25 protein-coding genes are annotated in these 23,196 nt (G+C 44.5%); 18 read left to right on the forward strand and 7 right to left on the reverse strand.

Annotated elements, in window-relative coordinates; all coding sequences use genetic code 11:
• Window positions 1-3 precede the first annotated feature (3 nt).
• Window positions 4-3,450 (forward strand): methylmalonyl-CoA mutase family protein, encoded by a 3,447-nt coding sequence (locus D0C36_RS10930; protein WP_117391667.1) that lies wholly within the window; start codon window positions 4-6, stop codon window positions 3,448-3,450.
• 10 nt (window positions 3,451-3,460) lie between these two features.
• On the opposite strand, the gene D0C36_RS10935 is transcribed toward D0C36_RS10930, so the two are convergent.
• Complete coding sequence (locus D0C36_RS10935; protein WP_158557103.1) at window positions 3,461-4,135, reverse strand: CPBP family intramembrane glutamic endopeptidase; 675 nt, start codon at window positions 4,133-4,135, stop codon at window positions 3,461-3,463.
• A gap of 103 nt (window positions 4,136-4,238) precedes the next feature.
• Here D0C36_RS10935 and D0C36_RS10940 point away from each other — a divergent pair, with 103 nt between their 5' ends.
• From D0C36_RS10940 to D0C36_RS10960, 5 genes are all read left to right on the forward strand, one after another.
• Window positions 4,239-4,949: a M23 family metallopeptidase gene (locus D0C36_RS10940; protein ID WP_117391669.1), complete on the forward strand. Its 711-nt coding sequence runs from the start codon at window positions 4,239-4,241 to the stop codon at window positions 4,947-4,949.
• Window positions 4,946-5,701, forward strand: coding sequence for a DUF4846 domain-containing protein (locus tag D0C36_RS10945; RefSeq protein ID WP_117391670.1), 756 nt, complete (start codon window positions 4,946-4,948; stop codon window positions 5,699-5,701). Before D0C36_RS10940 ends, D0C36_RS10945 begins: the two co-directional genes overlap by 4 nt.
• Before the next feature lie 305 nt (window positions 5,702-6,006).
• Window positions 6,007-6,276 carry a hypothetical protein gene (locus D0C36_RS10950; protein WP_117391671.1) on the forward strand — a complete coding sequence of 90 codons (270 nt, stop codon included), beginning with the start codon at window positions 6,007-6,009 and terminating at the stop codon, window positions 6,274-6,276.
• A gap of 126 nt (window positions 6,277-6,402) precedes the next feature.
• Window positions 6,403-6,921 carry a thioredoxin family protein gene (locus D0C36_RS10955; protein ID WP_117391672.1) on the forward strand — a complete coding sequence of 173 codons (519 nt, stop codon included), beginning with the start codon at window positions 6,403-6,405 and terminating at the stop codon, window positions 6,919-6,921.
• A 4-nt stretch (window positions 6,922-6,925) separates the two neighbouring features.
• Window positions 6,926-7,522, forward strand: coding sequence for a hypothetical protein (locus D0C36_RS10960; RefSeq protein ID WP_117391673.1), 597 nt, complete (start codon window positions 6,926-6,928; stop codon window positions 7,520-7,522).
• Between the two features lie 97 nt (window positions 7,523-7,619).
• On the opposite strand, the gene pyk is transcribed toward D0C36_RS10960, so the two are convergent.
• The gene (gene pyk, locus D0C36_RS10965; RefSeq protein WP_117391674.1) at window positions 7,620-9,056 is read right to left on the reverse strand and encodes a pyruvate kinase; all 1,437 of its coding nucleotides are present in this window, start codon (window positions 9,054-9,056) and stop codon (window positions 7,620-7,622) included.
• 66 nt (window positions 9,057-9,122) lie between these two features.
• The gene (locus D0C36_RS10970; protein ID WP_117391675.1) at window positions 9,123-9,542 is read right to left on the reverse strand and encodes an IPExxxVDY family protein; all 420 of its coding nucleotides are present in this window, start codon (window positions 9,540-9,542) and stop codon (window positions 9,123-9,125) included.
• 393 nt (window positions 9,543-9,935) lie between these two features.
• Between D0C36_RS10970 and D0C36_RS10980 the strand changes: the two genes are divergently transcribed.
• Genes D0C36_RS10980 through D0C36_RS10995 form a run of 4 tightly spaced genes read left to right on the forward strand, consistent with a single transcriptional unit; the run spans window position 9,936 to window position 12,601 of the window.
• A complete protein-coding gene (locus tag D0C36_RS10980) occupies window positions 9,936-10,175 on the forward strand; it encodes an acyl carrier protein (protein WP_067058906.1) in 240 nt (79 codons plus the stop codon).
• Window positions 10,176-10,200: 25 nt separating this feature from the next.
• Window positions 10,201-11,454 (forward strand): beta-ketoacyl-ACP synthase II, encoded by a 1,254-nt coding sequence (fabF, locus tag D0C36_RS10985; RefSeq protein ID WP_117391677.1) that lies wholly within the window; start codon window positions 10,201-10,203, stop codon window positions 11,452-11,454.
• A gap of 9 nt (window positions 11,455-11,463) precedes the next feature.
• On the forward strand, window positions 11,464-12,189 hold the full coding sequence (gene rnc, locus D0C36_RS10990; RefSeq protein ID WP_117391678.1) for a ribonuclease III: 726 nt from the start codon (window positions 11,464-11,466) through the stop codon (window positions 12,187-12,189).
• 52 nt (window positions 12,190-12,241) lie between these two features.
• On the forward strand, window positions 12,242-12,601 hold the full coding sequence (locus tag D0C36_RS10995) for a four helix bundle protein (protein ID WP_117391679.1): 360 nt from the start codon (window positions 12,242-12,244) through the stop codon (window positions 12,599-12,601).
• A gap of 26 nt (window positions 12,602-12,627) precedes the next feature.
• Here D0C36_RS10995 and D0C36_RS11000 read toward each other — a convergent pair whose 3' ends face one another.
• Together D0C36_RS11000 and D0C36_RS11005 are read right to left on the reverse strand one after the other, a co-directional pair.
• Window positions 12,628-13,356: a hypothetical protein gene (locus D0C36_RS11000; protein WP_117391680.1), complete on the reverse strand. Its 729-nt coding sequence runs from the start codon at window positions 13,354-13,356 to the stop codon at window positions 12,628-12,630.
• A gap of 67 nt (window positions 13,357-13,423) precedes the next feature.
• Window positions 13,424-14,146 (reverse strand): hypothetical protein, encoded by a 723-nt coding sequence (locus D0C36_RS11005; RefSeq protein WP_117391681.1) that lies wholly within the window; start codon window positions 14,144-14,146, stop codon window positions 13,424-13,426.
• A gap of 230 nt (window positions 14,147-14,376) precedes the next feature.
• Here D0C36_RS11005 and D0C36_RS11010 point away from each other — a divergent pair, with 230 nt between their 5' ends.
• The 8 genes from D0C36_RS11010 to D0C36_RS11045 all read left to right on the forward strand — a co-directional run bounded on the left by D0C36_RS11010 (window position 14,377) and on the right by D0C36_RS11045 (window position 20,750).
• Complete coding sequence (locus tag D0C36_RS11010; RefSeq protein WP_233524469.1) at window positions 14,377-15,252, forward strand: YicC/YloC family endoribonuclease; 876 nt, start codon at window positions 14,377-14,379, stop codon at window positions 15,250-15,252.
• An 84-nt stretch (window positions 15,253-15,336) separates the two neighbouring features.
• Window positions 15,337-15,900 carry a guanylate kinase gene (gmk, locus tag D0C36_RS11015; RefSeq protein ID WP_117391683.1) on the forward strand — a complete coding sequence of 188 codons (564 nt, stop codon included), beginning with the start codon at window positions 15,337-15,339 and terminating at the stop codon, window positions 15,898-15,900.
• 97 nt (window positions 15,901-15,997) lie between these two features.
• Complete coding sequence (nadD, locus tag D0C36_RS11020; protein WP_117391684.1) at window positions 15,998-16,570, forward strand: nicotinate (nicotinamide) nucleotide adenylyltransferase; 573 nt, start codon at window positions 15,998-16,000, stop codon at window positions 16,568-16,570.
• 91 nt (window positions 16,571-16,661) lie between these two features.
• On the forward strand, window positions 16,662-17,315 hold the full coding sequence (gene miaE, locus D0C36_RS11025) for a tRNA-(ms[2]io[6]A)-hydroxylase (RefSeq protein ID WP_317126770.1): 654 nt from the start codon (window positions 16,662-16,664) through the stop codon (window positions 17,313-17,315).
• A gap of 70 nt (window positions 17,316-17,385) precedes the next feature.
• Complete coding sequence (locus D0C36_RS11030) at window positions 17,386-18,612, forward strand: histidine kinase (RefSeq protein ID WP_117391686.1); 1,227 nt, start codon at window positions 17,386-17,388, stop codon at window positions 18,610-18,612.
• On the forward strand, window positions 18,612-19,319 hold the full coding sequence (locus D0C36_RS11035) for a LytR/AlgR family response regulator transcription factor (protein WP_233524470.1): 708 nt from the start codon (window positions 18,612-18,614) through the stop codon (window positions 19,317-19,319). The genes D0C36_RS11030 and D0C36_RS11035 overlap by 1 nt, the downstream gene beginning before the upstream one ends.
• A gap of 122 nt (window positions 19,320-19,441) precedes the next feature.
• Complete coding sequence (locus D0C36_RS11040) at window positions 19,442-20,173, forward strand: dioxygenase family protein (RefSeq protein WP_117391687.1); 732 nt, start codon at window positions 19,442-19,444, stop codon at window positions 20,171-20,173.
• A 52-nt stretch (window positions 20,174-20,225) separates the two neighbouring features.
• Window positions 20,226-20,750 carry a hypothetical protein gene (locus D0C36_RS11045; protein ID WP_117391688.1) on the forward strand — a complete coding sequence of 175 codons (525 nt, stop codon included), beginning with the start codon at window positions 20,226-20,228 and terminating at the stop codon, window positions 20,748-20,750.
• A 78-nt stretch (window positions 20,751-20,828) separates the two neighbouring features.
• Here the strand turns inward: D0C36_RS11045 and D0C36_RS11050 are convergent, their stop codons facing one another.
• Together D0C36_RS11050 and D0C36_RS11055 are read right to left on the reverse strand one after the other, a co-directional pair.
• Window positions 20,829-22,427 carry an FAD-dependent monooxygenase gene (locus D0C36_RS11050; protein ID WP_117391689.1) on the reverse strand — a complete coding sequence of 533 codons (1,599 nt, stop codon included), beginning with the start codon at window positions 22,425-22,427 and terminating at the stop codon, window positions 20,829-20,831.
• Window positions 22,427-23,137 (reverse strand): SAM-dependent methyltransferase, encoded by a 711-nt coding sequence (locus D0C36_RS11055; protein WP_117391690.1) that lies wholly within the window; start codon window positions 23,135-23,137, stop codon window positions 22,427-22,429. Before D0C36_RS11055 ends, D0C36_RS11050 begins: the two co-directional genes overlap by 1 nt.
• Window positions 23,138-23,196 lie beyond the last annotated feature (59 nt).

The raw sequence follows: 23,196 nt of genomic DNA on the forward strand, positions 1-23,196 counted from the left end.
TTGATGGAAAGTACTGCGCCCTACAAATCTCACAACAAGATCCGTTTGGTAACTGCCGCTTCGCTGTTTGACGGGCACGACGCTACCATCAATATTATGCGCCGCATTTTGCAAAGCACCGGTGCAGAGGTAATACACCTTGGCCATAACCGTAGTGTTGATGAGATTGTAAACTGCGCTATACAGGAAGATGTACAGGGTATAGCCATTACCAGTTACCAGGGTGGCCACGTAGAGTACTTCAAATATATGTACGATCTGCTGCAGGAGCGTGGTGCAGGCCATATCAAAATATTTGGCGGTGGCGGCGGTGTTTTCCTACCCGATGAAATAACCGAGCTGCAAGCCTACGGCATCTGCAAGATCTACTCGCCCGATGATGGCCGTAAAATGGGCTTACAGGGCATGATCAACCATATCATGCAGGAGTGTGACTACCTCACCCCAACACTCTCCGAAGGAGAGGGGGATAAGAGCATTACAATTGATAAAGGGGATATCGCGAGGCAAATTACTGCTGCCGAGCAGGGCAAAAGCCTCTCCCTAACCCTCTCCAAAGGAGAGGGAATCAAGAAAAAGGTCGCCCCTATCGGGGAAGATTTAGAGGGAGCTGCAACGCCCGTCCTCGGCATCACCGGTACCGGTGGCTCAGGTAAATCGAGTTTGGTGGATGAGATAGTAAGAAGATATCTGTCAGAAACAGATAAAACCCTCGCCATTATTTCTGTAGATCCCAGCAAACGCAAAACGGGTGGCGCTCTTCTTGGCGACCGTATCCGCATGAATGCCATTAACAATCCGCGGGTGTACATGCGCTCGCTGGCCACGCGGCAGGCTAACTTGGCACTTAGTAAATATGTGCAGGAAGCTATTGACATCTGTAAAGCTGCGGGCTACGATATGGTGATAGTAGAAACCAGCGGCATAGGCCAGTCGGACACGATGATAACCGATTACTGCGACCTTTCCCTCTATGTGATGACACCCGAGTTTGGGGCCGCTACCCAGTTGGAAAAGATAGATATGCTGGATTTTGCCGACCTGGTAGCCCTTAACAAATTTGATAAACGTGGCGCACTGGATGCCATACGCGATGTACGTAAGCAGTACAAGCGTAACCATAATCTTTTTGATGCCAAAGATGAAGACCTGCCTGTTTACGGCACCATGGCATCGCAGTTTAATGATCCCGGCATGAATACTCTTTTTGCAGCGTTGATAGATAAAGTGAAGGAAAAAACCGGGGTTGATCTTTTAGAGAATCAAGAGGCAAGAACCAAGAATCAAGAAGGAGAATCTGAAAAGATCTACATCATTCCGCCTGATAGGATCCGTTACCTGGCCGAAATTGCCGAGAACAGCGCCGCTTATACCGATTGGGTGAATGAGCAGTGTAAAATAGCACAGCAGTTATATAATTTAAAAGGAACAATAAACATTTTAAAAAGTCTCTCCCCAACCCTCTCCTTAGGAGAGGGAGCAAGAAAGGAAGTCTCCCCTATCGGGGGAGATTTAGAGAGGGTATACAACCATCTCGAACAACACCTGCACCCCGACTGCAAACGCCTGCTAAAAGAATGGCCGGAAACGGTTGCCAAATATAAGGCCGATAACTTTATATATAAGGTACGCGATAAGGAGATCAAACAGCCGCTTTACTATACTTCGCTGTCGCAGCTTAAAATACCCAAAATAGCCCTGCCCAAATACGAGGCATGGGGCGATGTACTGCGCTGGTTATTGACAGAGAACGTACCCGGCGAGTTCCCCTACGCAGCAGGTGTATTCCCGCTGAAACGCGAGGGCGAAGACCCAACCCGCATGTTTGCCGGCGAAGGCGGCCCCGAACGTACCAACAAGCGTTTCCATTATGTATCGCTCGGGCAGCCGGCGCACAGGCTTTCCACCGCTTTTGACTCGGTTACCCTTTACGGCGAAGACCCGCATACCCGCCCCGATATCTACGGCAAAATAGGCAACTCCGGCGTAAGCATTGCCACGCTTGATGACGCCAAGAAACTTTATTCAGGTTTCGACCTGTGCCATCCATCCACCTCAGTAAGCATGACCATCAATGGCCCTGCCCCCATGCTGCTTGGCTTTTTTATGAACGCCGCTATAGATCAGCAATGTGAGAAATATATACTTGAGAATGGGTTGGAGCATTTGGTGGAAGATGCGTACCGGAAGATTTATGACAGTAAAAAGCTCAACCGCCCGCAATACCAGGACGGCAGTTTGCCACCCGGCAACTCCGGCCTTGGGCTACTGCTCCTCGGCCTTACTGGCGATCAGGTTTTACCGGCTGATGTTTACGAACCAATAAAAGCAAAAGCCATCTCCACCGTTCGCGGTACGGTACAGGCTGATATACTGAAAGAAGACCAGGCCCAAAATACTTGCATTTTCAGTACTGAGTTTGCCTTGCGGATGATGGGTGATATTCAGCAATATTTTATTGATGAAAAGGTGCGCAACTTTTATTCGGTGTCTATCTCCGGTTATCACATTGCCGAGGCGGGGGCTAATCCAATTACGCAGTTGGCCTTCACCCTCTCAAACGGATTTACTTATGTGGAGTATTACCTCAGCCGGGGTATGCATATCGATGATTTTGCGCCGAATTTGTCTTTCTTCTTTAGTAATGGTATCGATCCCGAATATTCGGTGATAGGTCGCGTAGCCAGGCGTATCTGGGCCAAGGCTATCAAAAATAAATACAAGGGGAATGACAGGTCGCAGAAGTTGAAATACCATATCCAAACCAGCGGCCGCTCGCTGCATGCGCAGGAGATCGACTTTAATGATATCCGCACCACATTGCAAGCTTTGTATGCTATTTATGATAACTGCAATTCGTTACACACCAATGCTTACGATGAAGCTATCACCACACCTACCGAGGAATCTGTTCGCAGGGCTATGGCCATACAACTCATCATTAACCGCGAGCTTGGCCTCGCCAAAAACGAGAACCCTATCCAGGGTGCTTTCATTATCGAAGAACTGACCGATTTGGTTGAGCAGGCCGTACTCACCGAATTTAAAGCCATCAACGACCGCGGTGGCGTGCTCGGAGCTATGGAAACCATGTACCAGCGCAGCAAGATCCAGGAAGAGTCGCTTTATTATGAAACGCTAAAACATACCGGCGAATATCCTATTATCGGGGTAAACACCTTCCTGAATAAAAAAGGATCACCAACTATTATTCCATCAGAGGTTATCCGTGCTACCGAAGAAGAGAAGCAGGTACAGATAGCCAACCTGCAAAGTTTCTACGAGCGCAATACCGGCAAAGCCGAAGAATTGTTAAAACAACTGCAGCAAGCCGCCATTGCCGGCGATAATATTTTTGAAAGCCTGATGGAAGTTTGTAAGTATTGTTCTCTCGGCCAGATAAGCCATGCGTTGTATGAAGTTGGCGGGCAATACAGGCGCAATATGTAGGGGAGCACTATCAAAAGGTATTCTTGTAATACAGGAATATAACCAAATCAAAAAAAGCGTGCGCCAAAATAAGTACAGTGATGCTTTTATAGTGACGGTAATGTAAGCCAAGCAAACAGCCAAAAATAAAGGTGTAAACCATTGTTCTTAAACTATGGTAACCAGAGTGACCGAATGCAAACAATGCCGCAGACAGGCCGATGGCTAATTTATCATCATTAAATAACTGATGAAATTTTTCGAGCAGGTATCCCCGGAAAATAATTTCTTCGGTAACACCGGCAGTAACAGCGCACAAAAGCATTATCCAGTTATTGCTGGTAACTAATATCATTACCTCATGCTGAGCTTTAGCATCAAACGGTATCCGGAATATGCCACAAATAAGGTTAGCAAGAAAGTTGGCACCAATGCCTGCTACAAACAAGCCCAATATCCACGAGAGGTAAAAGTTGGCATCGTGCTTTTTCTCATCATTAAATAAGGGCAGGCGTTCTGCAATAAAAGCATACAGTATTGCAAAAGTGGCGGTTCCCCACATTATGGCTTCGTGTACAAGCAGTCGCTTAGATAGGCTGATATTTTTAGGAACAAACAAGCCACTAAGAAACAACATCATAATGACCAACACGATCCCGATCATTATAGCGGTTCTTTTTGTAGGGGATAAGGGTTTAGTATCCATACGGGTAGATAAATATACGTCACCTTGCACATATACCATCCATAAGGCATAAACTATTTCCCCAAAAACTGCGTTTATAACTTACAAACTTTATCACCCATTTATGAAGAAAACGTTCCTCACGTTTATTATATCCCTGTTTTTTGTTAATGCATTCTCTCAAGATCTCCGCTCAACCTGCGAGAAAATAAACGGACTGAATAATCGCATACTCAACGGTAGCATTAAGCGTACCGAAGCTGTTAAAGAGTTTGCCGGTCTGATGGCACAACTTAGAGTGGAAGCGAAGATCCCCGCCGCGGTTAATTGGATGTTCCCCTTGCAGGGATATAAAACAAATGCTATTGGCGGCACCAATGGCAACGGTTACAGCGATAAGGGTTACAACTATCTGGATGGCAACAAACACTCGGCCCACCCTGCGCATGATATTTTTATAAACGATAAGAACCAGGATGATATTGACGACCGCAGCCAACAACCAGTAAATGTACTGGCCGTAGATAACGGCATAGTGGTAGCCTGCAGCAACCAATGGGAGCCCGGCAGCAAAATGCGCGGGGGCAAATTCATCTGGGTGTATCACCCGGCGGCAAATATATTCACCTATTACGCACATAACCGCGCCATAACAGTGAAACCTGGCGACGAAGTTAAACAAGGCCAGAAGATTGCCGAGGTTGGCCGCACAGGTTTAAATGCATACAAAAAACGATCGCCTACGCATTTGCATTTCTCGGCTTTTAAAATTGCAAATGGCCTGCCTGTTCCTTTTAACCCTTATCAGCAACTTAAACAATCGGTAAAAAAATGAGAACTTTTATAACCTGCCTTATCCTTGCCGCTGCCTCGCTTTTACCTGCAGATAGCGTTAATCACCGTTTTGCTGCTCCTTCGGGATATAAAAAGATAGTATCTGCCCCAGGTAGTTTTGGCGCTTACCTGCAGACATTAGCCCTGAAACCCGCAGGTACACATACGCTAACTTATAAAGGAGCAATCGCACGCACCGATCCTTACACTGCAGCCGTAATAGATATGAGCGTTGGCACCCAGGACCTGCAGCAATGTGCCGATGCGGTTATACGCCTGCGTGCCGAATACCTTTATGAGCGTAAAGATTATCAGAACATCAGTTTCAACTTCACCAGCGGCTTTAAATGCGATTTTGTGCATTATGCCAACGGTTACCGCTACGTTAAAGAGAAGTGGGTACTGAAAGGCAAGAAAGATTATTCGCGCGAGAATTTTATGCGGTACCTTAGCCTCGTGTTTTCATACGCAGGCACCATATCGCTGCAAAAAGAACTAAATGCCGTTACCAACGCCAATGATATACAAGCCGGTGATGTATTTATAAAAGGCGGCTCACCCGGGCATTGCTTTATAGTATTGCAGGTGGCCGAGAATGCATCGCACCAGAAAAAGTTTTTGCTGGCGCAAAGTTTTATGCCTGCGCAAAACATCCAGGTACTGCAAAATGGTTCGCCTTGGTTTACCCTGCACGAGATTGTTGAGGTACCTTACGGCGAACTGATAAAAGCCACCAATTTAAAGCGTTTTTAAACTCTTATCTATCGCAAAATTCGGCCGAAAAAATCAATAAATTTAACTTATACAACCTGTGGTTTTAATAAAATTTAACCATTGGGTAATATTTTTTCCATTAATAACCAGCCACTTACAGCTGTTTGTAGGCCATTGTATACAAAAACAGTCGTGATTAATATAATAAGTGGTACTTTCAGGAGTTTATAAGAAACGGCCCACAATGTATCTGCAACGCGGTATTTGATCTACTTTTGTCTGAAATATAATTAAAACAGGCACGGCAATTGCCTTACATAGTTTGACATTTTAAGATATAATTTATGGAAAATCTGTTTTCGAATTTATTACACCTGTTTGTGGTTTTTATGATGGTTGTGTTTGTAGTAGGTGGTATTTTAGCGCTAACAGGCACTTTTGACCATTGGACAGAGCGTTACCGCTTAAAGCAACGCCGCCGCAGGCTGATACGCAATAACGAGAAAAAGAATGCGGTTAATACAAATACTTCTCACAGGCAGGGGAAACCTGTTCCCGATATGAGGAACTCAAAGACACAAAATACATTTAAAAGTCAGGGCTACGCCCATTAAAAATAAAGATCTTTAAAAAAGCCCCTCAATTATAATTGAGGGGCTTTTTTATGTCACGTTAAATTTACCTGTGGCAGATGTATTTTCATGCCTCAGTAACTACCTTTAGCAAAAGCGAATATCGTCATGAAGAAAATATTATTAATAGCCACCCTTGCCTTTGCCTCTGTAGCTGCAAAAGCCCAGGATGCACCTAAGACCGAAAGCCCTAAAATATACAACCCTGCAGCTGACGCTAAAGCCGATATTTCTGCAGCAATTAAAAAAGCGAAAGCGCAACACAAAAACGTGCTGCTGCAAATTGGCGGTAACTGGTGCGTTTGGTGCCTGCGCTTTAATGACCTGGTTACTAAAGATGCCGACCTTAACAAATACCTTGCTGATAACTATGTGGTACTCCACGTAAACTACAGCCCCGAAAACAAGAACGAAAAAGTGCTGGCCGCCCTTGGCTATCCGCAACGGTTCGGCTTCCCGGTGTTTGTGGTTTTAGATGGCGAGGGCAACCGCTTGCATACCCAAAATTCAGGCTACCTTGAAGAAGGCAAAGGCCACAGCAAAGAGAAAGTGATGGAGTTTCTGCAAGGCTGGTCGCCGGCAGCGCTTGATCCGAAGAGTTATGAGGAAAAAGAAAAAGCGAAATAAGTAAATGTACCTTAAACCTATTATCACATTTGTTGCATGCCTTAATTTAATACAGGTTTTTGCACAAGAACAGATCTGGACAAAGCAATCGAAAATTTCGGAGGCCATAGCTTTCGAAAAACAGATCAATCCCAATTCGAAATTTTCTACCAGGAACATTTACCTGTCAAAAGATTATTATCCCTTATTTGATAAATACCAGGTTACGCTACCCGTGGTTGTAGAAAGATCAGAGACCAAGATGCTCCCGGTTTCTGCAGAATACTTTTATACCCCGGCTGATTCTACTTTAAGGTTGGTTTCTTACGATTGGGAAAAGGAAAAGTATGGTAATTTATTTGATAAGCAAAAACTATGGGCTGCCGAAAATAAGCAATTCAAAAGTTATAATAATGAATATGAGCGGATACGGGATATTGCCATAAGCCAATTGGGAAGACCAGACACCACTGATTCTGCAGCTGTAGAGATCCCCTATGGTGATAGTAAATACCTATCCAGGAAAACCATCTGGGACACAGAAGATATGCATGCCGAACTATTCATGATATTCCAGGCAATAACCCATAGGATAAGATTAACAATCTATTGGAAAAAGTAACTTACTTGCTATTACAACAAAAAGGGTTAAGCTCATCGCTTAACCCTTTTCTTTATAATAATCGGGAAACTAATCTCCGATAACTGATCTCTAAATATTAATCAATAACACTTACTTTGATCATGTTGGTTTTGCCTTGTGTTGTAATTGGCACTGCGGCAGTATTGATCACTACATCGCCCGATTTCAGGAACTGCTCCGATTTAAGGATAGCGTTAACATCAGCAATGGTTTGATCTGTGCTTTCCAGTTTATCGTAGTAGAACGCACGCACACCCCAAACAAGGCTTAATGAGTTTAGCAATTGCCTGTTTGATGTAAAGATATAAGTACCTGCCTTAGGGCGGTAGCTTGATATCTCAAATGCAGTGTAACCAGATGTGGTCATTGAAACGATACCTACAGCGTTAGTATGCTCGGCCAGGTAAACGGCAGAGCCACAAAGTGCATCGCTAAGGTAGCTTGTAGAAGCAGTATCTTTATTCTCAGCTTTCTCAGCATTGAACGGGTAACCCAGTTCTTCAACATTACGCACAATTTTAGCCATAGTTTCGATAACTATAACAGGGAACTCACCAACTGATGTTTCACCGCTAAGCATTACCGCATCGGCACCGTCTAATACCGAGTTTGCAACGTCATTAACCTCGGCACGTGTAGGGCGCGGGGTAGTGATCATTGACTCCAGCATTTGCGTAGCAACAATAACCGGTTTTGATGCATCTCTACATTTTTTAGCGATCATTTTTTGCAGCAAAGGCACCTCTTCAAGCGGGCACTCAACACCAAGGTCGCCACGTGCAACCATCACACCATCGGTAGCAGCAATAATGTCGTCGATGTTTTCGATAGCCTCTGGTTTTTCAACCTTAGCAATAACGCGCGCACCTTTACCACTCTCGCGAATGATGCGTTTAAGGTCAACAATATCAGCACCGGTACGTACGAAAGAAAGGCCTATCCAATCTACATCCTGCTCTAAAGCAAAATGAAGGTTCTCAATATCCTCTGGTGTTAAACTTGGGATAGAAACTTTTGTATTTGGCAGGTTAACACCTTTACGAGATGTTAATATACCGCCGTGTACCACTTCGCAAATAACAGTGTCATTGCGGTTGGTATCAATAACTTTTAATTGCAGTTTACCGTCATCTAACAAGATGATCTCGTTTGCCTGTACATCCTGCGGAAAGCTTGGGTAAGTGATGTAGATCTGGTTATCATCACCAATACACTCGTGCGTAGTAATGTTAATGCGTGTACCATTAACAAGGTGTATACCGCCATCTTTAACCAAACCGATACGTATTTTAGGACCCTGCAAATCGGCAAGGATACCTACGTTGGTTTTGTATTCTGCGTTTATCTCGCGAATAATGTCAATTACTTTTTTGTGATCTTCGGGCTTACCGTGCGAAAAATTAAGGCGGCAAACATTTAAACCTGCCCTTATCATTGCCAGTAATGTATCTTTCTTGGCCGAGGCCGGGCCCATTGTAGCAACGATCTTGGTACGATTATAATTAAAATTCATATTCTCAGATTAATTCAGGCTATTATAAATCAATGTGTATTAAGTACACATTTTTTAAAATTTTGGCTAAAATAACAGATTTTCCCGTGATTTTATTTTTTTTGGGTCAATCTTTACGGCGGCAACAATTTCGGGTATCTTATTAAGGCCCGAAATGATGCCGTCCAGGTCATCATCATCAATATAATTTTTGATCATTATAAAATAATCTGCCGATCGCATTTCTGGTACCAAATAACCTTCAGTTCCCTTATTACCAATAAAATAGAAGTCGGTTTCGGTAGTTTCCCAGCTGTACTTATAAAACGAAAAAAGCATAGCACTGCCATTGATATGGTTATCCAATTGCAGGTCATCGGTACGGGTAAAATTAAAATTCAAACATTTGTTTATATAATAACAAATGCGATAATCTTTTAATGATGTGGTGATGGCTATCAACACAAAATCCAGATCTATCTCAAACTTTAATACCTTCCTGTTCAACCGCTTTTAATTACTGATGGGCAAAAATACAAAACACTTATGGTAAGCATAAAGTTTTGTTTACTACCACAGATAAACCAACCTTTAAAATTCATCCGTTTTTCATTTTCGGCGCCATTTTCAGGCGTTAAAAGTTTAACCGGATAAACCTGGCAGGGCACGTGCAAAACATTTAATAACTCATTATCAACACAATACAACATTTACAGCGGTGGATAATTTTATTTATTACTCTGTACAAATTGATTACTTTTGAGGCGTTAGAGAATCAAAGCAAACCTTTTATAATAAACAGGTGTTCACTATTTATTGTCGCAGGTTTTTCAAATTTGATATTTAACATAATTTATTTTTCTTTGCACTGAATTTATTAATCATTAAATCATAAAGACTATGTCTGATATCGCTTCAAGAGTAAAAGCTATTATCGTGGAAAAACTGGGTGTTGACGAAAGTGAAGTTACACCAGAAGCAAGCTTCACCAACGATCTTGGTGCTGACTCTTTAGACACCGTGGAATTAATCATGGAGTTTGAAAAAGAATTTAACGTTGCAATCCCTGATGATCAGGCTGAGACTATCGGTACTGTTGGCCAGGCTGTTGCTTACTTAGAAAAAAACGTTAAAGCTTAATTTATAAGCTCCCTAAAACTGTTAAATGGAGTTTAAAAGAGTTGTTGTAACCGGGCTTGGAGCGCTTACTCCGATTGGTAATACCGTTGCAGATTACTGGAACGGCCTTATTAATGGGGTAAGCGGCGCTGCCTTTATTAAGAGTTTTGATGTTACTAACTTCAAAACCAAATTCGCCTGTGAAGTAAAAGGGTTTGATGCAGATGGCTTTCTGGGTCGTAAAGACGCACGTAAGCTTGATCCATTTGTACAATACGCTTTATTTTCAACAGAAGAAGCTGTTAAAGACGCCGGTTTAGATTTCGAAAAACTTGACACCAGCCGAATCGGTGTTATCTGGGGATCGGGCATTGGTGGTTTAAAAACGTTTTTGGATGAGGTTGTCAACTTTGCAAAAGGTGACGGTACGCCAAAATTCAACCCGTTCTTTATCCCTAAAATGATCGCCGACATTGCACCTGGCCATATCTCTATTAAATATGGTTTACGCGGGCCAAACTTTACTACGGTTTCCGCATGTGCTTCATCCAATAATTCGCTTATCGATGCCTTCAATTACCTTCGCCTTGGTAAAGCAAATATGTTTATCACAGGTGGGTCTGAAGCTATTATAAACGAAGCCGGTATTGGTGGTTTTAATGCTATGCACGCGCTTAGTACCCGTAACGATGATCCTGCAACTGCATCACGTCCGTTTGATCTGGACCGCGATGGTTTTGTTGCCGGTGAAGGTGCAGGTACCATCATCTTAGAAGAATTGGAGCACGCGAAAGCTCGTGGTGCTAAAATTTATGCTGAAATGATTGGCGGCGGCATGAGCGCCGATGCATACCACATGACAGCCCCACACCCTGAAGGCCTTGGTGCCTGCCTGGTGATGAAAGCTGCACTTGAGGATGCCGGTTTAACACCTGCCGATGTTGATTATGTGAACGTGCATGGTACATCAACCCCAATTGGTGACCCGCAAGAGGTTAAGGCTATAACTGATGCCTTTGGCGATCGTATCTATGATATCAATATCAGCTCAACCAAATCAATGACTGGCCACCTTTTAGGTGCTGCCGGCGCTGTTGAGGCTATTGCTGCTATCCTGGCTATCAAAAACGATATTATCCCGCCAACCATCAACCACTTTACTGATGATCCGGCGTTTGACCCTAAAATTAACTTTACATTTAACAAGGCACAACAACGCGTAGTTAATGTAGCGCAAAGCAATGGCTTCGGTTTTGGTGGCCACAATGCTTCCGTTATTTTTAGAAAATACCAGGATTAATCTTATTGGATGCCTATTAGTCGCTTTTATAAGCTATATCTTTCGCCCAATAGAAAATACGTAAAAGTTCTAAAGAATTTGCTCGGCTTCGTGCCGGGCAATTTGTCGTTATACCGATTGGCTTTTCGCCACAAATCGGTTGCCCAAAATATCCGCAAGGGCGTAAAGAACAGTAACGAACGCCTCGAATTTTTGGGAGATGCGGTGCTGGGCAGTGTAGTGGCCGAGGTATTGTTTAAACTTTACCCTTATGAAGATGAGGGTTTCCTGACAGAGTTACGCTCAAAAATTGTGAGCCGTAACAATCTCAATCAGCTGGCTCGCAAACTGGGCTTTGATAAACTGATAGAGTTTGATCCAAAGATTTTAGCCAATGGCCGCCAGGGCTCCCTGCTCGGCGATGCCTTTGAAGCGCTTGTAGGTGCTGTTTACCTTGACAAAGGGTATGATTTTACCCGCCATTTCCTGGTAAACCACATCATAAAAGCGCATATTGATATCCATACGCTCGAGCAAACCGAGACCAACTTCAAAAGCAAACTTATTGAATGGTGCCAGCGCCACGGCAAGGACATTACCTTTGAATTGACCACCAACATGGAAGGTGAAAGCGCCAAGCTATTTACCATCCAGGTAAATATTGATGGTGAAGTATTAGGCTCCGGCAAAGAGTTCAGCAAAAAGAACGCCGAGAAGTTAGCAGCAGAGAAGGCTTGTACCGCTTTGGGGATATAGTTCGGAGAGATCAGAGGTTGGAGATTAGAGATTAGGTAGTTATATTTAATCAATGGGAAGTTTCACGGATCTTGAAGTTTGGAAAAAAGCAAGGCTATTGCGAAATAATATCACAGAGCTTACCAAATCATTCCCTATTGAAGAAAAATATCGTTTAACGGACCAAATTATTCGCTCGTCCCGCTCAATTGGCAATAACATCGCTGAAGGTCACGGTCGCTTTCATTATCTCGATGCCGCTAAATTTCTTGTAACTGCCAGAGGTTCTTCTTCAGAAACAATAGATCACCTCGTTATAGCTTTAGATAACAATCTGATTAGTCAGGAAACATTTGATCATTTAAAAGGCGATTGCGAAGAATGTTCAAGAATGATAAACGGCTATATTGGTTATCTTAAGAATAAAGCTTAAGTTCCTAATCTCCAACCTCTGATCTCTTAATACAACTTCTGCAACCTGTCTTTCCCGCCGTTCTTTTGGAAATACTCCCATTGGGTTTTGGTATGTTGGATAAGGTCATAATCGGCCCAGGTCTTAAGATCTTCAAAAGTTGGCCGATAAAAGTTCATGAATTGCTGTACTTTGGCGGTATCTGTTTCGCCGGTTATACGCATTATAAAAGGCTTATTATAGCGCTTATCTACCTCTGTTGCTTCTATCTCTTGTTTTTGATACCTGGCGAACCTCTTAAGATTTTTGGCATCTTTACCAAACAGCTCATAAAAGCCTGTTAACGGTGAGCCGCCTATCGGCAAAAAGGTGGTTACAGGTGGTTTGCCATCAAAATACAAACCTTTGCTTCGGTAAGTATTCATCACATCGCTCATTTCTTGTTTCTTGGTTTGGCCAACTATACGCACTTCATTCAATTGCATTTCGGGCTGCATATAAACCACCATACCGTAAGTAGATGCGGCTTGCTTTTGAGGCGTATAATCTTTTCTGGTAAATTCTAATGTATCTCCCGGGATGGCGTTAATAGCAAAGCCGCCAAGTCCATCACTCATTACAAAGACTTTTGTCCTTAAGTTAGTAACAGCAACGCCGCTGATTCGCTCTGAAGATATACGTTTGTAAACGGCCCCTTTTACAGTTACCTGCTGAGCATAAGTAAGGCTGCAGGTACCCGTAAGTACTAAGAGAAATAATAGAGACTTAATAAGCATGCAATTATTTATGGGGCGCAATTACAAAATATAAACGGCAATAATTGAAGCTCCCTAACTCCGTTACTTAATACAACTTCTGCAACCTGTCTTTCCCGCCGTTTTTCTGGAAATACTCCCACTGTGTTTTTGTATGTTGGATAAGGTCATAATCGGCCCAGGTTTTTAGGTCATCATAAGTAGGGCGGTAGAAATTCATAAACTGCTGTACTTTGGCCGTATCTGTTTCGCCGGTTATACGCATAATGAAGGGTTTATTATAACGTTTATCAACCTCGCTGGCCTGCAATTCCTTTTTCTGATACTCCGCAAAGCGCTTTGCCCTACCCGGTGTTTTACCGAACAGTTCATAAATGCCTGTTAAGGGGTTGGTAAGCATAGAAAGCACCGGCGGCTTACCATTATAGAAAGTACCTTGTTTGCGATAATCATTCATTATCTCGTTCATCTCTTGCTTTTTGGTTTGGCCAACAACCCTAACTTCACCTAACTGAACTTCGGGCTGCATATATACTACCATTCCACCATAAGCCGATACTGCTTGTTTTTGCGGTGTAAAGCCGCTTTTGTTAAACTCTAAAGTATCGCCGGCAGCGGCAGAGATAGAAAAATTTCCCAGGGCATCACTCATTACAAATACGCTGGTTTTTGTATTGGTGACAGCAACGCCACTAAGTCGCTCAGAGGAAATGCGCTTAAAAATGGCACCCTTTATAGTGCCGTTTTGCGCATTGGCAATTGTACACAGGCCCAGCAGAGCCGCAAGAAATGATAAAAACTTTATGCGCATATAATATTAAACGTAGTAAAAGTACAAAATGTACATGGTTGCAAATGTGAAAAAGTGTTAAGGTTTGTGATTAGAACTCTATCCCGTCATCCCGAACTTGTTTCGGGATCCCACATTCTTTAACGCCGTTTTAAACCTGCTGATGGGGGTGCCGAAACGAGTTCGGCATGACGATACTGGGTTAACTATTCTCTACTTACCAACCTAACCAAAAATATTTATCTTTGCGTATGATAAAGTCCATGACCGGGTATGGTATTGCCACGTTTGATGCTGGTAATGTTAAATATACCGTCGAGCTTAAATCGCTGAACAGCAAATTCCTCGAGCTGTCGTTGCGCCTGCCAAAAATGTTTTCCGAAAAAGAGTTCCAGCTACGTAACGAATGCAGCAAGCAAATTGAGCGTGGTAAGGTAAATCTTAGCATTAATGTTGAGCAAACAGGCTCTAATGTAAAAGCCGCCGGTATTGACCGCGACCTGCTGATGCATTACTACAACCAGCTTAAAAGCGTAAGCGAACAGGTAGGCGAACAATCAACCAATCTTTTCCAGCTGGCGCTTGGTCTGCCTGAAGTAGTTAAGTACGATGAGGATACCGTAAACGAGGACGAATGGAAACAGGTTGAAAAAACCTTTCAGCAGGCATTAACTGCCTTCCAGAAATTCCGCAGTGATGAGGGCAACGTATTAGAGCAGGATATTAAACACCGCATCGGTATTATCCTTACCAACCTTGCAGCTGTTGAGGTAGCAGAGCCTAAGCGCGTGCCGGTTATTCGCGAGCGTTTAAACCAGTTCCTGAGCGAGGCCGTAGGAACTGAAAGTATCAACAGAGACCGTTTTGAACAAGAGCTGATCTACTACATTGATAAGCTGGACATCACAGAAGAGAAAATAAGGCTTAAAAGCCACTGCGACTACTTCCTGGAAACCCTTAAAGCCGCTGACGCAAATGGCAAGAAGCTTGGCTTTATATCACAGGAGATAGGCCGCGAGATAAATACCCTTGGCTCAAAAGCAAACGACGCCGATATCCAGAAACTGGTAGTAGGCATGAAAGAAGAGCTGGAGAAAATTAAAGAACAACTATTAAACGTGCTATAATCATTGAGTCACTGGGTCATTAGGTCATTCTCTACAATACGAAAAAATGACTCAATGACTCAATGACCTAATGACCCAATAAAAATGGAAGGAAAACTCATCATATTTTCGGCCCCGTCGGGCGCAGGTAAAACAACCATAGTGCACCACCTGCTGCGCAAAATGCCCGAGCTGGAGTTTTCTATTTCGGCCACTACCCGCCCTGCTCGTGGCGAGGAAAAAGATGGCAGCGATTATTACTTCATCAGCAAAGAAGAGTTTCTGCACCGTATTGCCAAAAAACAATTTGTTGAGTTTGAAGAGGTTTACAGCGGTACTTTCTATGGCACCCTGCGTACCGAGATCGAGCGCATCTGGTCTACCGGTAAAACCGTAATATTTGATATCGATGTGGAAGGCGGCATGCACCTTAAACGCAAATACATGGACCAAGCACTGGCCATATTTGTACAGCCACCATCGTTAGAAGTACTGATAGAACGCCTTACCGGCCGCGGTACCGATAGCGCCGAAAAGCTGCAGGAACGCTTTGCAAAGGCAGAAAAAGAGCTGGGATACGCACCTCAATTTGATATTATCCTCAAAAATTACGATCTTCAGACAGCTTGTAAAGAAGCTGAGGAACTGGTGAAAAATTTTATTAGTTAGCCCCTGCTTCCGCCAGTTGGCGGAGGAGCTTTAACGCTCGTTAAAGTTGGGGCCTCACAATTAAACATTCCCCCTTCAGGGGGTTAGGGGGTACCTTATGAAAGTCGGTCTATTATTCGGTTCGTTTAATCCTATACACATCGGGCATTTGATAATTGCCAACTACATGGCTAACCATACCGCTTTAGATAAGGTTTGGCTGGTGGTATCGCCCCAAAACCCGTTAAAAAAGTACGGCGATCTTATTAACACCTACGACCGCCTGGAGATGGCCAAACTGGCTACCGAAAATGCTACCAACATTTCGGTAAGTGATGTGGAGCTGAAACTACCACAGCCATCTTATACAATAGATACCCTTACCCATCTTAAAGAAAAATATCCCGAGCACGAGTTTGCCCTTATCATGGGTTCAGATAACCTGGTAACGCTGCACAAGTGGAAGAACTATAACCTCATCCTACGCGATTACCAGATCTTTGTTTATCCCCGTCCCGGCTATGAAAATGCCGAATTTGCATCGCACCCATCCGTAACCATTACCATGACCCCGCTGATGGAACTTTCGGCGACGTTCATCCGCAAATCCATCAAAGAGAAAAAGAATATACAGTACTTTGTGCCCGATCCGGTGCTGAAGTTTATTGAGAGTAAAAGTTTGTATAAGTAAAAGCTGATCAGGACTAACGTCATACTGAACTTGTTTCAGCACCCCGCACGCTAAGCCCAACCTGCTAATGAGATGCCGAAACAAGTTCGGCATGACGGTTCAAAAGTCTTTCACCTTTCCGCTCATAACCCCTATCTTTGTTCACGTGAACGAGAAAACCATTTTAAAGCTGCAGTTACCTACCGATCCGCTGTGGGTAAAAAACGTTGTGGAAAGTAACATCGAAGAATTGCTTACCGACCATGCTTTTTGTGAGCAAAAGGCTGCCAGCAACGCTATCACCCTCATCGTGCAAAACCCTAACCTGAGCGATCTGGTGCAGGAGATGTGCGATCTTGTGCAGGAAGAAATGGATCACTTTAAACGTGTTCACCAGATCATCATAGCGCGGGGTTATACATTGGGCCGCGAGCGTAAGGACGATTATGTGAACGAGCTGCGTAAGTTTATGATAGTAGGCGGCGGCCGCGAGGCGCAGTTGATAGACCGCCTGCTGTTATCAGCCATGATAGAGGCCCGCAGCTGCGAACGTTTCAAGGTGTTATCAGAGAATATCGGCGATAAAGAACTGTCCGACTTTTATTACGAGCTAATGGTAAGCGAGGCTACCCACTATGCTACCTTCATTCGCCTGGCTAAGAAATATGCTGTAGATGTTGACGTAGATAAACGCTGGACAGAGTTCCTGGCTTTTGAAGCTCAGGTGATACAAAACTACGGTAAAGCCGAAACCATCCACGGTTAATTCATCTACACATACTGCCCGCTTACCGATACTTTGCTTACTTTTAAGCTGATAAACATTTCTTTTGGGGATGCTACGCTTAAAAACCTTCTCGGTACTCATACATATAGCCTGCTGGCTGTTGTTCATGACCTTTCCCCTGCTGTTCCTTAATGGCCCAAGCGGAGATATCTCTATGGGTACTATTATCGCATCGCCTTATTACTGGGTGTTCTGCGCCACGTACATCATCTTGTTCTATCTTAATACAAACTTCCTTTTTCCCCGCTTTTTCCTCAGAAAGCGATATATCGATTTCGCCATTATATGTTTCTGCCTGTTAAGCGCCGTTTACGTACTGCGCCCTTACGACAGGTTGTTTCGTAGTATAAATGGCAAGGCTTTTTCACAAATGGCAGCCCAACAACCGGGGCCGCAGTTTGGCCCGCCAGGCAACGGTGCAGGCGGCCCGCCACCAAACCTTCAGCCGGATAGCAACAGGCAACAACCGCCGCCAGCGCCACAGGGCATGCAGGCAGATAGTGCCGGCCATCAGCCGCAAATGGCGCCGGGCAATATGCCACAGCCGCCACAGTTTGGTAACAGGCCGCAATTCAGAAGGCGCAAACATTTCGACTCGTCGAGCTTGTTTCTGTTCATCATGATAATGGCCTTGAGTACGGCCACAAAAACGGTTCGCCAATGGCAAACCACCGAGCAGCGCGCCATCAGCGCCGAGGCAGAGAAAGCCAACGCTGAGCTATCATTTTTAAAAGCGCAGATCAACCCGCACTTCCTTTTCAATACACTAAATAACATCTATACATTGGCTATCACCAGTAGTGAGCATACGGCCGATAGCATCATGAAGCTATCCAACATTATGCGCTACGTTACCGACGAGGTGGAAGAAGATTTTGTTGAGCTGCAGAACGAGGTGAACTGTATCTCCAACTATATCGACCTGCAGCGCTTGCGCCTTGGTTCAAAAACATCGGTAAGCTTTACTGTGCAAGGCGATCTGAGCGGCAAAAAGATAGCCCCCCTTTTGCTGATGACGTTTGTAGAGAATGTGTTTAAATACGGCATAAGCAAGCAGCACCAAAGCGATATCGACATCAATTTGCTGGTGAAACCAGATACCATTACCTTTCTGTGCGTGAACCCTATATTTGAGCGCAACGAGAAACTGGAGCGTACCGGCATTGGCCTTAATAATACCCGCCAGCGTTTAAAACACCTGTATCCGGGCAAACACTTCCTCAACATAAAAGATGAGAACAATCAGTTTATGGTAGTATTAACCTTACATAGTTAATGAGTATGCAATTGAAATGTGTTGCCATAGATGATGAGCCTTTAGCCTTGGAGCTGATCAAAAACTATGTATCAAGGTTTCCGTCGTTGACGCTGGTGCAAACCTTTGAGGATGCCATATCCGGCGCCGAATACCTGCGGAACAACCAGATTGACCTGCTGTTTGTAGACATCAACATGCCCGATATTACCGGGATAGATTTAGTAAGATCGCTGGAGAGTAAGCCTATGGTTATATTCACCACAGCTTATAAAAACTTTGCGTTTGAGGGCTTTGAATTAGAGGCGATAGATTACCTGCTAAAACCGATAGACATAAAACGTTTCGGCAAGGCGATTGAAAAAGCTGCGGACTACTATCGATATAAGAACGCTACCAATGGTGATGGGGAAGGCGATAGCCTGTATGTGTACTCCGAATACAAGATGGTGAAGATAAACCTAAAGGACATTGAGTACATAGAGAGTATGGAAGATTACATCAAGATACACCTGCAATTTGATAAAACCATCCTTACCCTGATGCCATTAAAGAAGGTGCTGGAAAAGCTGCCCGGAGACCGTTTTCAGCGTATACATCGCAGTTATATTGTACCAGTCGGCAAGATCCTTTCTATCCAGAACCGTAAGCTTAAACTGCCTGCGGTTGAGCTGCCCATCAGCGACAGCTATGCCGATTTTGCCCGCCGCTGGATGAAATTGAGATGAAAAAACATCGATAATCGACACAAAAACGGCATTTACCGACACCCGCTTCCCCGCCTGCCGCAAGTCTGATACTTTTACAGAAGTAAACTAAACGTTCAACCCCCTACTAAACTTCTGTAATTATGGAACGCAAACATTTCTTAAGATCATTTGCAGTTGCCGCAGCGGCAGCCCCAATGTTGTTTGATGCCTGCAAAAAAGATTCTGCGTCAAGCTCGGTAACCAACCCAAGTGGCACTACAACATCGGCAGAAACAAACTCTGGCAGCAGTGCCTGCCGTGTTACCCCTACCGAGGTGGAAGGCCCCTACCCATACCCCGGCGGCGAAATAAAAAATCCGCTCGACAGATCTGACATTACCGGCGGGCAAACCGGCGTTCCGTTAGTGCTTAACCTGCTGGTGGTAAACGTAAATGATAACTGTAACGTAGTAACCAACGCCCGTGTTGATATTTGGCATTGCAGTAAGGATGGCTACTACTCCGGCTATGGTAACCAAAACGGTAAAAGCTTTGTAGGCGAAACATTTTTACGCGGCTATCAAACTACTGATGATAAAGGTGCAGTAACCTTCACTACTGTTTACCCTGGCTGGTACCAGGGCAGGGCAACACACATTCACTTTGAGGTTTTTGTGAATAATGTGCTGAAGAAAACCGCACAGTTTGCCTTCCCCGAGACCATTTCTGATGCCGTACATACGCATTACGGAGTGGGCGTAAACACTACCCGCAACGCGCAGGATGGTATCCTTGGTAACTCGGCTACCGACCTGGCTAACGAAACGCCATCCTTAACCGGAAGTATTGCGGCGGGCTATACCGGCACGTACACTTTCGGCATTCAATTATAAATATCACCGGGACAAAAAAGAACATCAGTCAATTAAATATAAACGTACCGTTATGTCAAAAGCTATCATCAAACTTACCTGGAAACAAGTTATCGATTCATCGGCTACTACAGATTTTGAACGCAATATACTATCGGCATCATACCGCGAGTTTCTGCTGAAATCGCAGACGTACAACCCGGGCAATGTGCTGAAAACCTTCAGCGAAATGAAGAATAACGACGGCCGCGCCAACTCGCTGCATTACAAGTTGAGTTTTGCGATAGGATACTTTATAGAATCGTTGAAGAATAAGATCCCGGTGCTTACTGATACACTTGGTAACGCCATCAATTTTGAGGTGCCACAGCTGGAACTGATAGAATCTGACATAACAGATATTGCCGCCCATAAAGTAGCCATCAATTACATAACCGGCGAGCTATTACTGCTGAATACCATAGGAGAATACCTGGTGCTTTCTGCCAACCACGGCGAAACCACTTTCACTGTTAAAATGCAGGACCATTTAGCTATAAGCAGCTACCACGAAACGGGCAGCGCCGGCTTAAGCAAACAGAGCGTTTTGGCGGCATAAAAATAATACCCCTGATTTTTTCATAATAGTGTTTGGTTTAGTGTAAATGCCCTGGCAGCGATTGCCGGGGCATTTCTGTTATGCTTTAAAGCCAACTATATTATGCAGGTAGTTATTCATCATACTGATATCGATCAGATCATTAAGATAGCCGATATGCATATCGGGCCTTACGATGACGGCCTTGCGTGTGCCTTCTGTTATCTGCAGTACATCAAATACTTTTTGATTGGCTGATGAGTACGGCAGGTGGAAAAAGTTGATAGCGCCCTTATATTCCTGTGTGAGCCATTTGGCAATGGTAAACAGAAAACTCTCCTGCACATGCCCGAATGTGAGCAGTGTAAAGCCTGGTTTAACGCACCAGGTATGGATATCTGTCTGTGCTTTTTTCTTTTCGTCGTAGATCTCCAGGTAAGGTAGCCTGTCGCCGGCTTTGATATCTGTTGGGCGGCCAAGAGACAAGCTCAACTTGCTATCGCGATAGCTGATACCTGTTTGTGATGCGCGCTTAAAAAATTGTTCGCGGATACCATTATTCTCCCAGCCAAATTTGAGCACCTTGGGTACCACGTATCGCTTCAGCAAATTACCAAACCAGCTACGCGAGGTGACTACGTTAAAGATCCTGTCGGTAGTGTTCAGCAATTCTTTTGCTACGGGCATACGCTCTTCTGCGTAGCTGTTCAATACGTTTGGGACTATTTGTCCGTTAAGCACTGCAGCCAGTTTCCAGGCCAGGTTATAGGCATCCTGCAGGCCGGTATTCATGCCCTGCCCGCCAACCGGCGAGTGGATATGCGCTGCATCGCCAATAAGGAAACAATTAGCCTCGCTAAAAGCCGTGGCCATGCGGTGATGCAATTTGTAGGTGGTGAACCAGTTAAGTTTCTCTACCTGCAGATCTTTTTTGGTGATATTATTCAATGCCGGTAACACAGCGTCCATGGTTGGGTTCTCTTCCTGCTCCAATTCATCGGGCAGGCTGGCGACTATCCTGAAGGTATTTGCTTCGGGCAGCGGGAAAAATCCGGCAAAGCCGAGCTCATCTATATACAGACTAATCAACTGGTCATCCAGTGTGGCTTTCAGCTTTACATCCGCCAGGAAAAATTTATGGTTATAAGTATCGCCCTTAAAGTGCATACCCATTTGTTTGCGCACTACGCTGTGGGCACCATCGGCACCAATTATATAATCGCAGGTAATGTTGTATGTGTTATCGCCGGCTTGCAGCGTGGCTTCGCTTTTACTGCCTAATTGCTTTAAGCTGATAAGTGATGTTTGCCAGTAAACCGGGCAGGCAGCCTGTGTGAGATAATCTAACAATACGCGTTCGTTCTTGCTTTGGGGGTATAGCAGGATATACGGGAACAGGGTTTGGTTGTTCCCCACCTTGCTCAGATCCAGCCCCGCAAGGTATTTACCATCTTTATGATAAGCCAATCCTTTTGCTTTCTTGCCTTCCTGCAACAGTTTATCAACCACACCCATCTGGCGGTAAATCTCCAGCGAGCGGGCCTGTACGGCTAATGCCTTCGACTGATCAGTAGGACCTGGCTTACTATCTACAATAACCGGCTGGATACCGTAGCGCAGCAACTGTGCAGCCATCATCAATCCGGATGGCCCTGCCCCTACAATAAGCACACTGGTATGTTGCGGCGGTGCTATCATCAGGCATGGAATAAAAGGAAAATAGCCGGGCGTTTACGCAGATCGGGCACTTGTTTTTGCCAGGCAGCTATAGTTTGTGTTTTAATAAACTCTGTTGGCGCGGTAATATCGCAGGCAATGCAGAGGCGTGTTGCAGGCTTACAGCTTTTCAAAACTTCCTGCAGCATGCTATCGTTACGGAAAGGCGTTTCGATAAACAACTGGGTTTGCTTGTTGCGCTCGGCCGCGGTCTCCAGTTCTTTGATGCGTTTACTACGTTCTATCTTATCAATAGGCAGGTAGCCGTGGAAAGTAAAGCTTTGCCCGTTAAAACCTGATGCCATTAGCGCCAGCAAAATAGAGCTTGGGCCAACCAATGGAACCACCGTTATGCCTTTGCGATGCGCCTCGGCTACAATATCAGCACCAGGATCGGCAATACCGGGGCAACCGGCCTCGCTCATCAGGCCAACATCGTTACCGGCCAATAATCCTTTAAAAAACTCTTTTAAACCAGTATCGCGGTTATGTTTGCCATAATCATGTATCACCAGTTCACTTTGCGGGGTTTTTAGTCCGGCTTGCTTCAGGAACTTGCGGGCAGTTTTCTCGTTCTCTACAATGTATTCTTTTATACTGTTGATGGTATCTGTGAGGTATGGCGTAAAAGACTTAGCCGCAGCTTCATCAGCAAGGGGTACGGGTATGAGGTAGAGGGTTCCGTTTGGCATGGTACAAGTATTTAGCCCCACCCAAACCCTCCCCTGAAGGGGAGGGCTTTAAGAGGAGA

Source organism: Mucilaginibacter conchicola, assembly GCF_003432115.1.
Classification (GTDB): domain Bacteria; phylum Bacteroidota; class Bacteroidia; order Sphingobacteriales; family Sphingobacteriaceae; genus Mucilaginibacter; species Mucilaginibacter conchicola.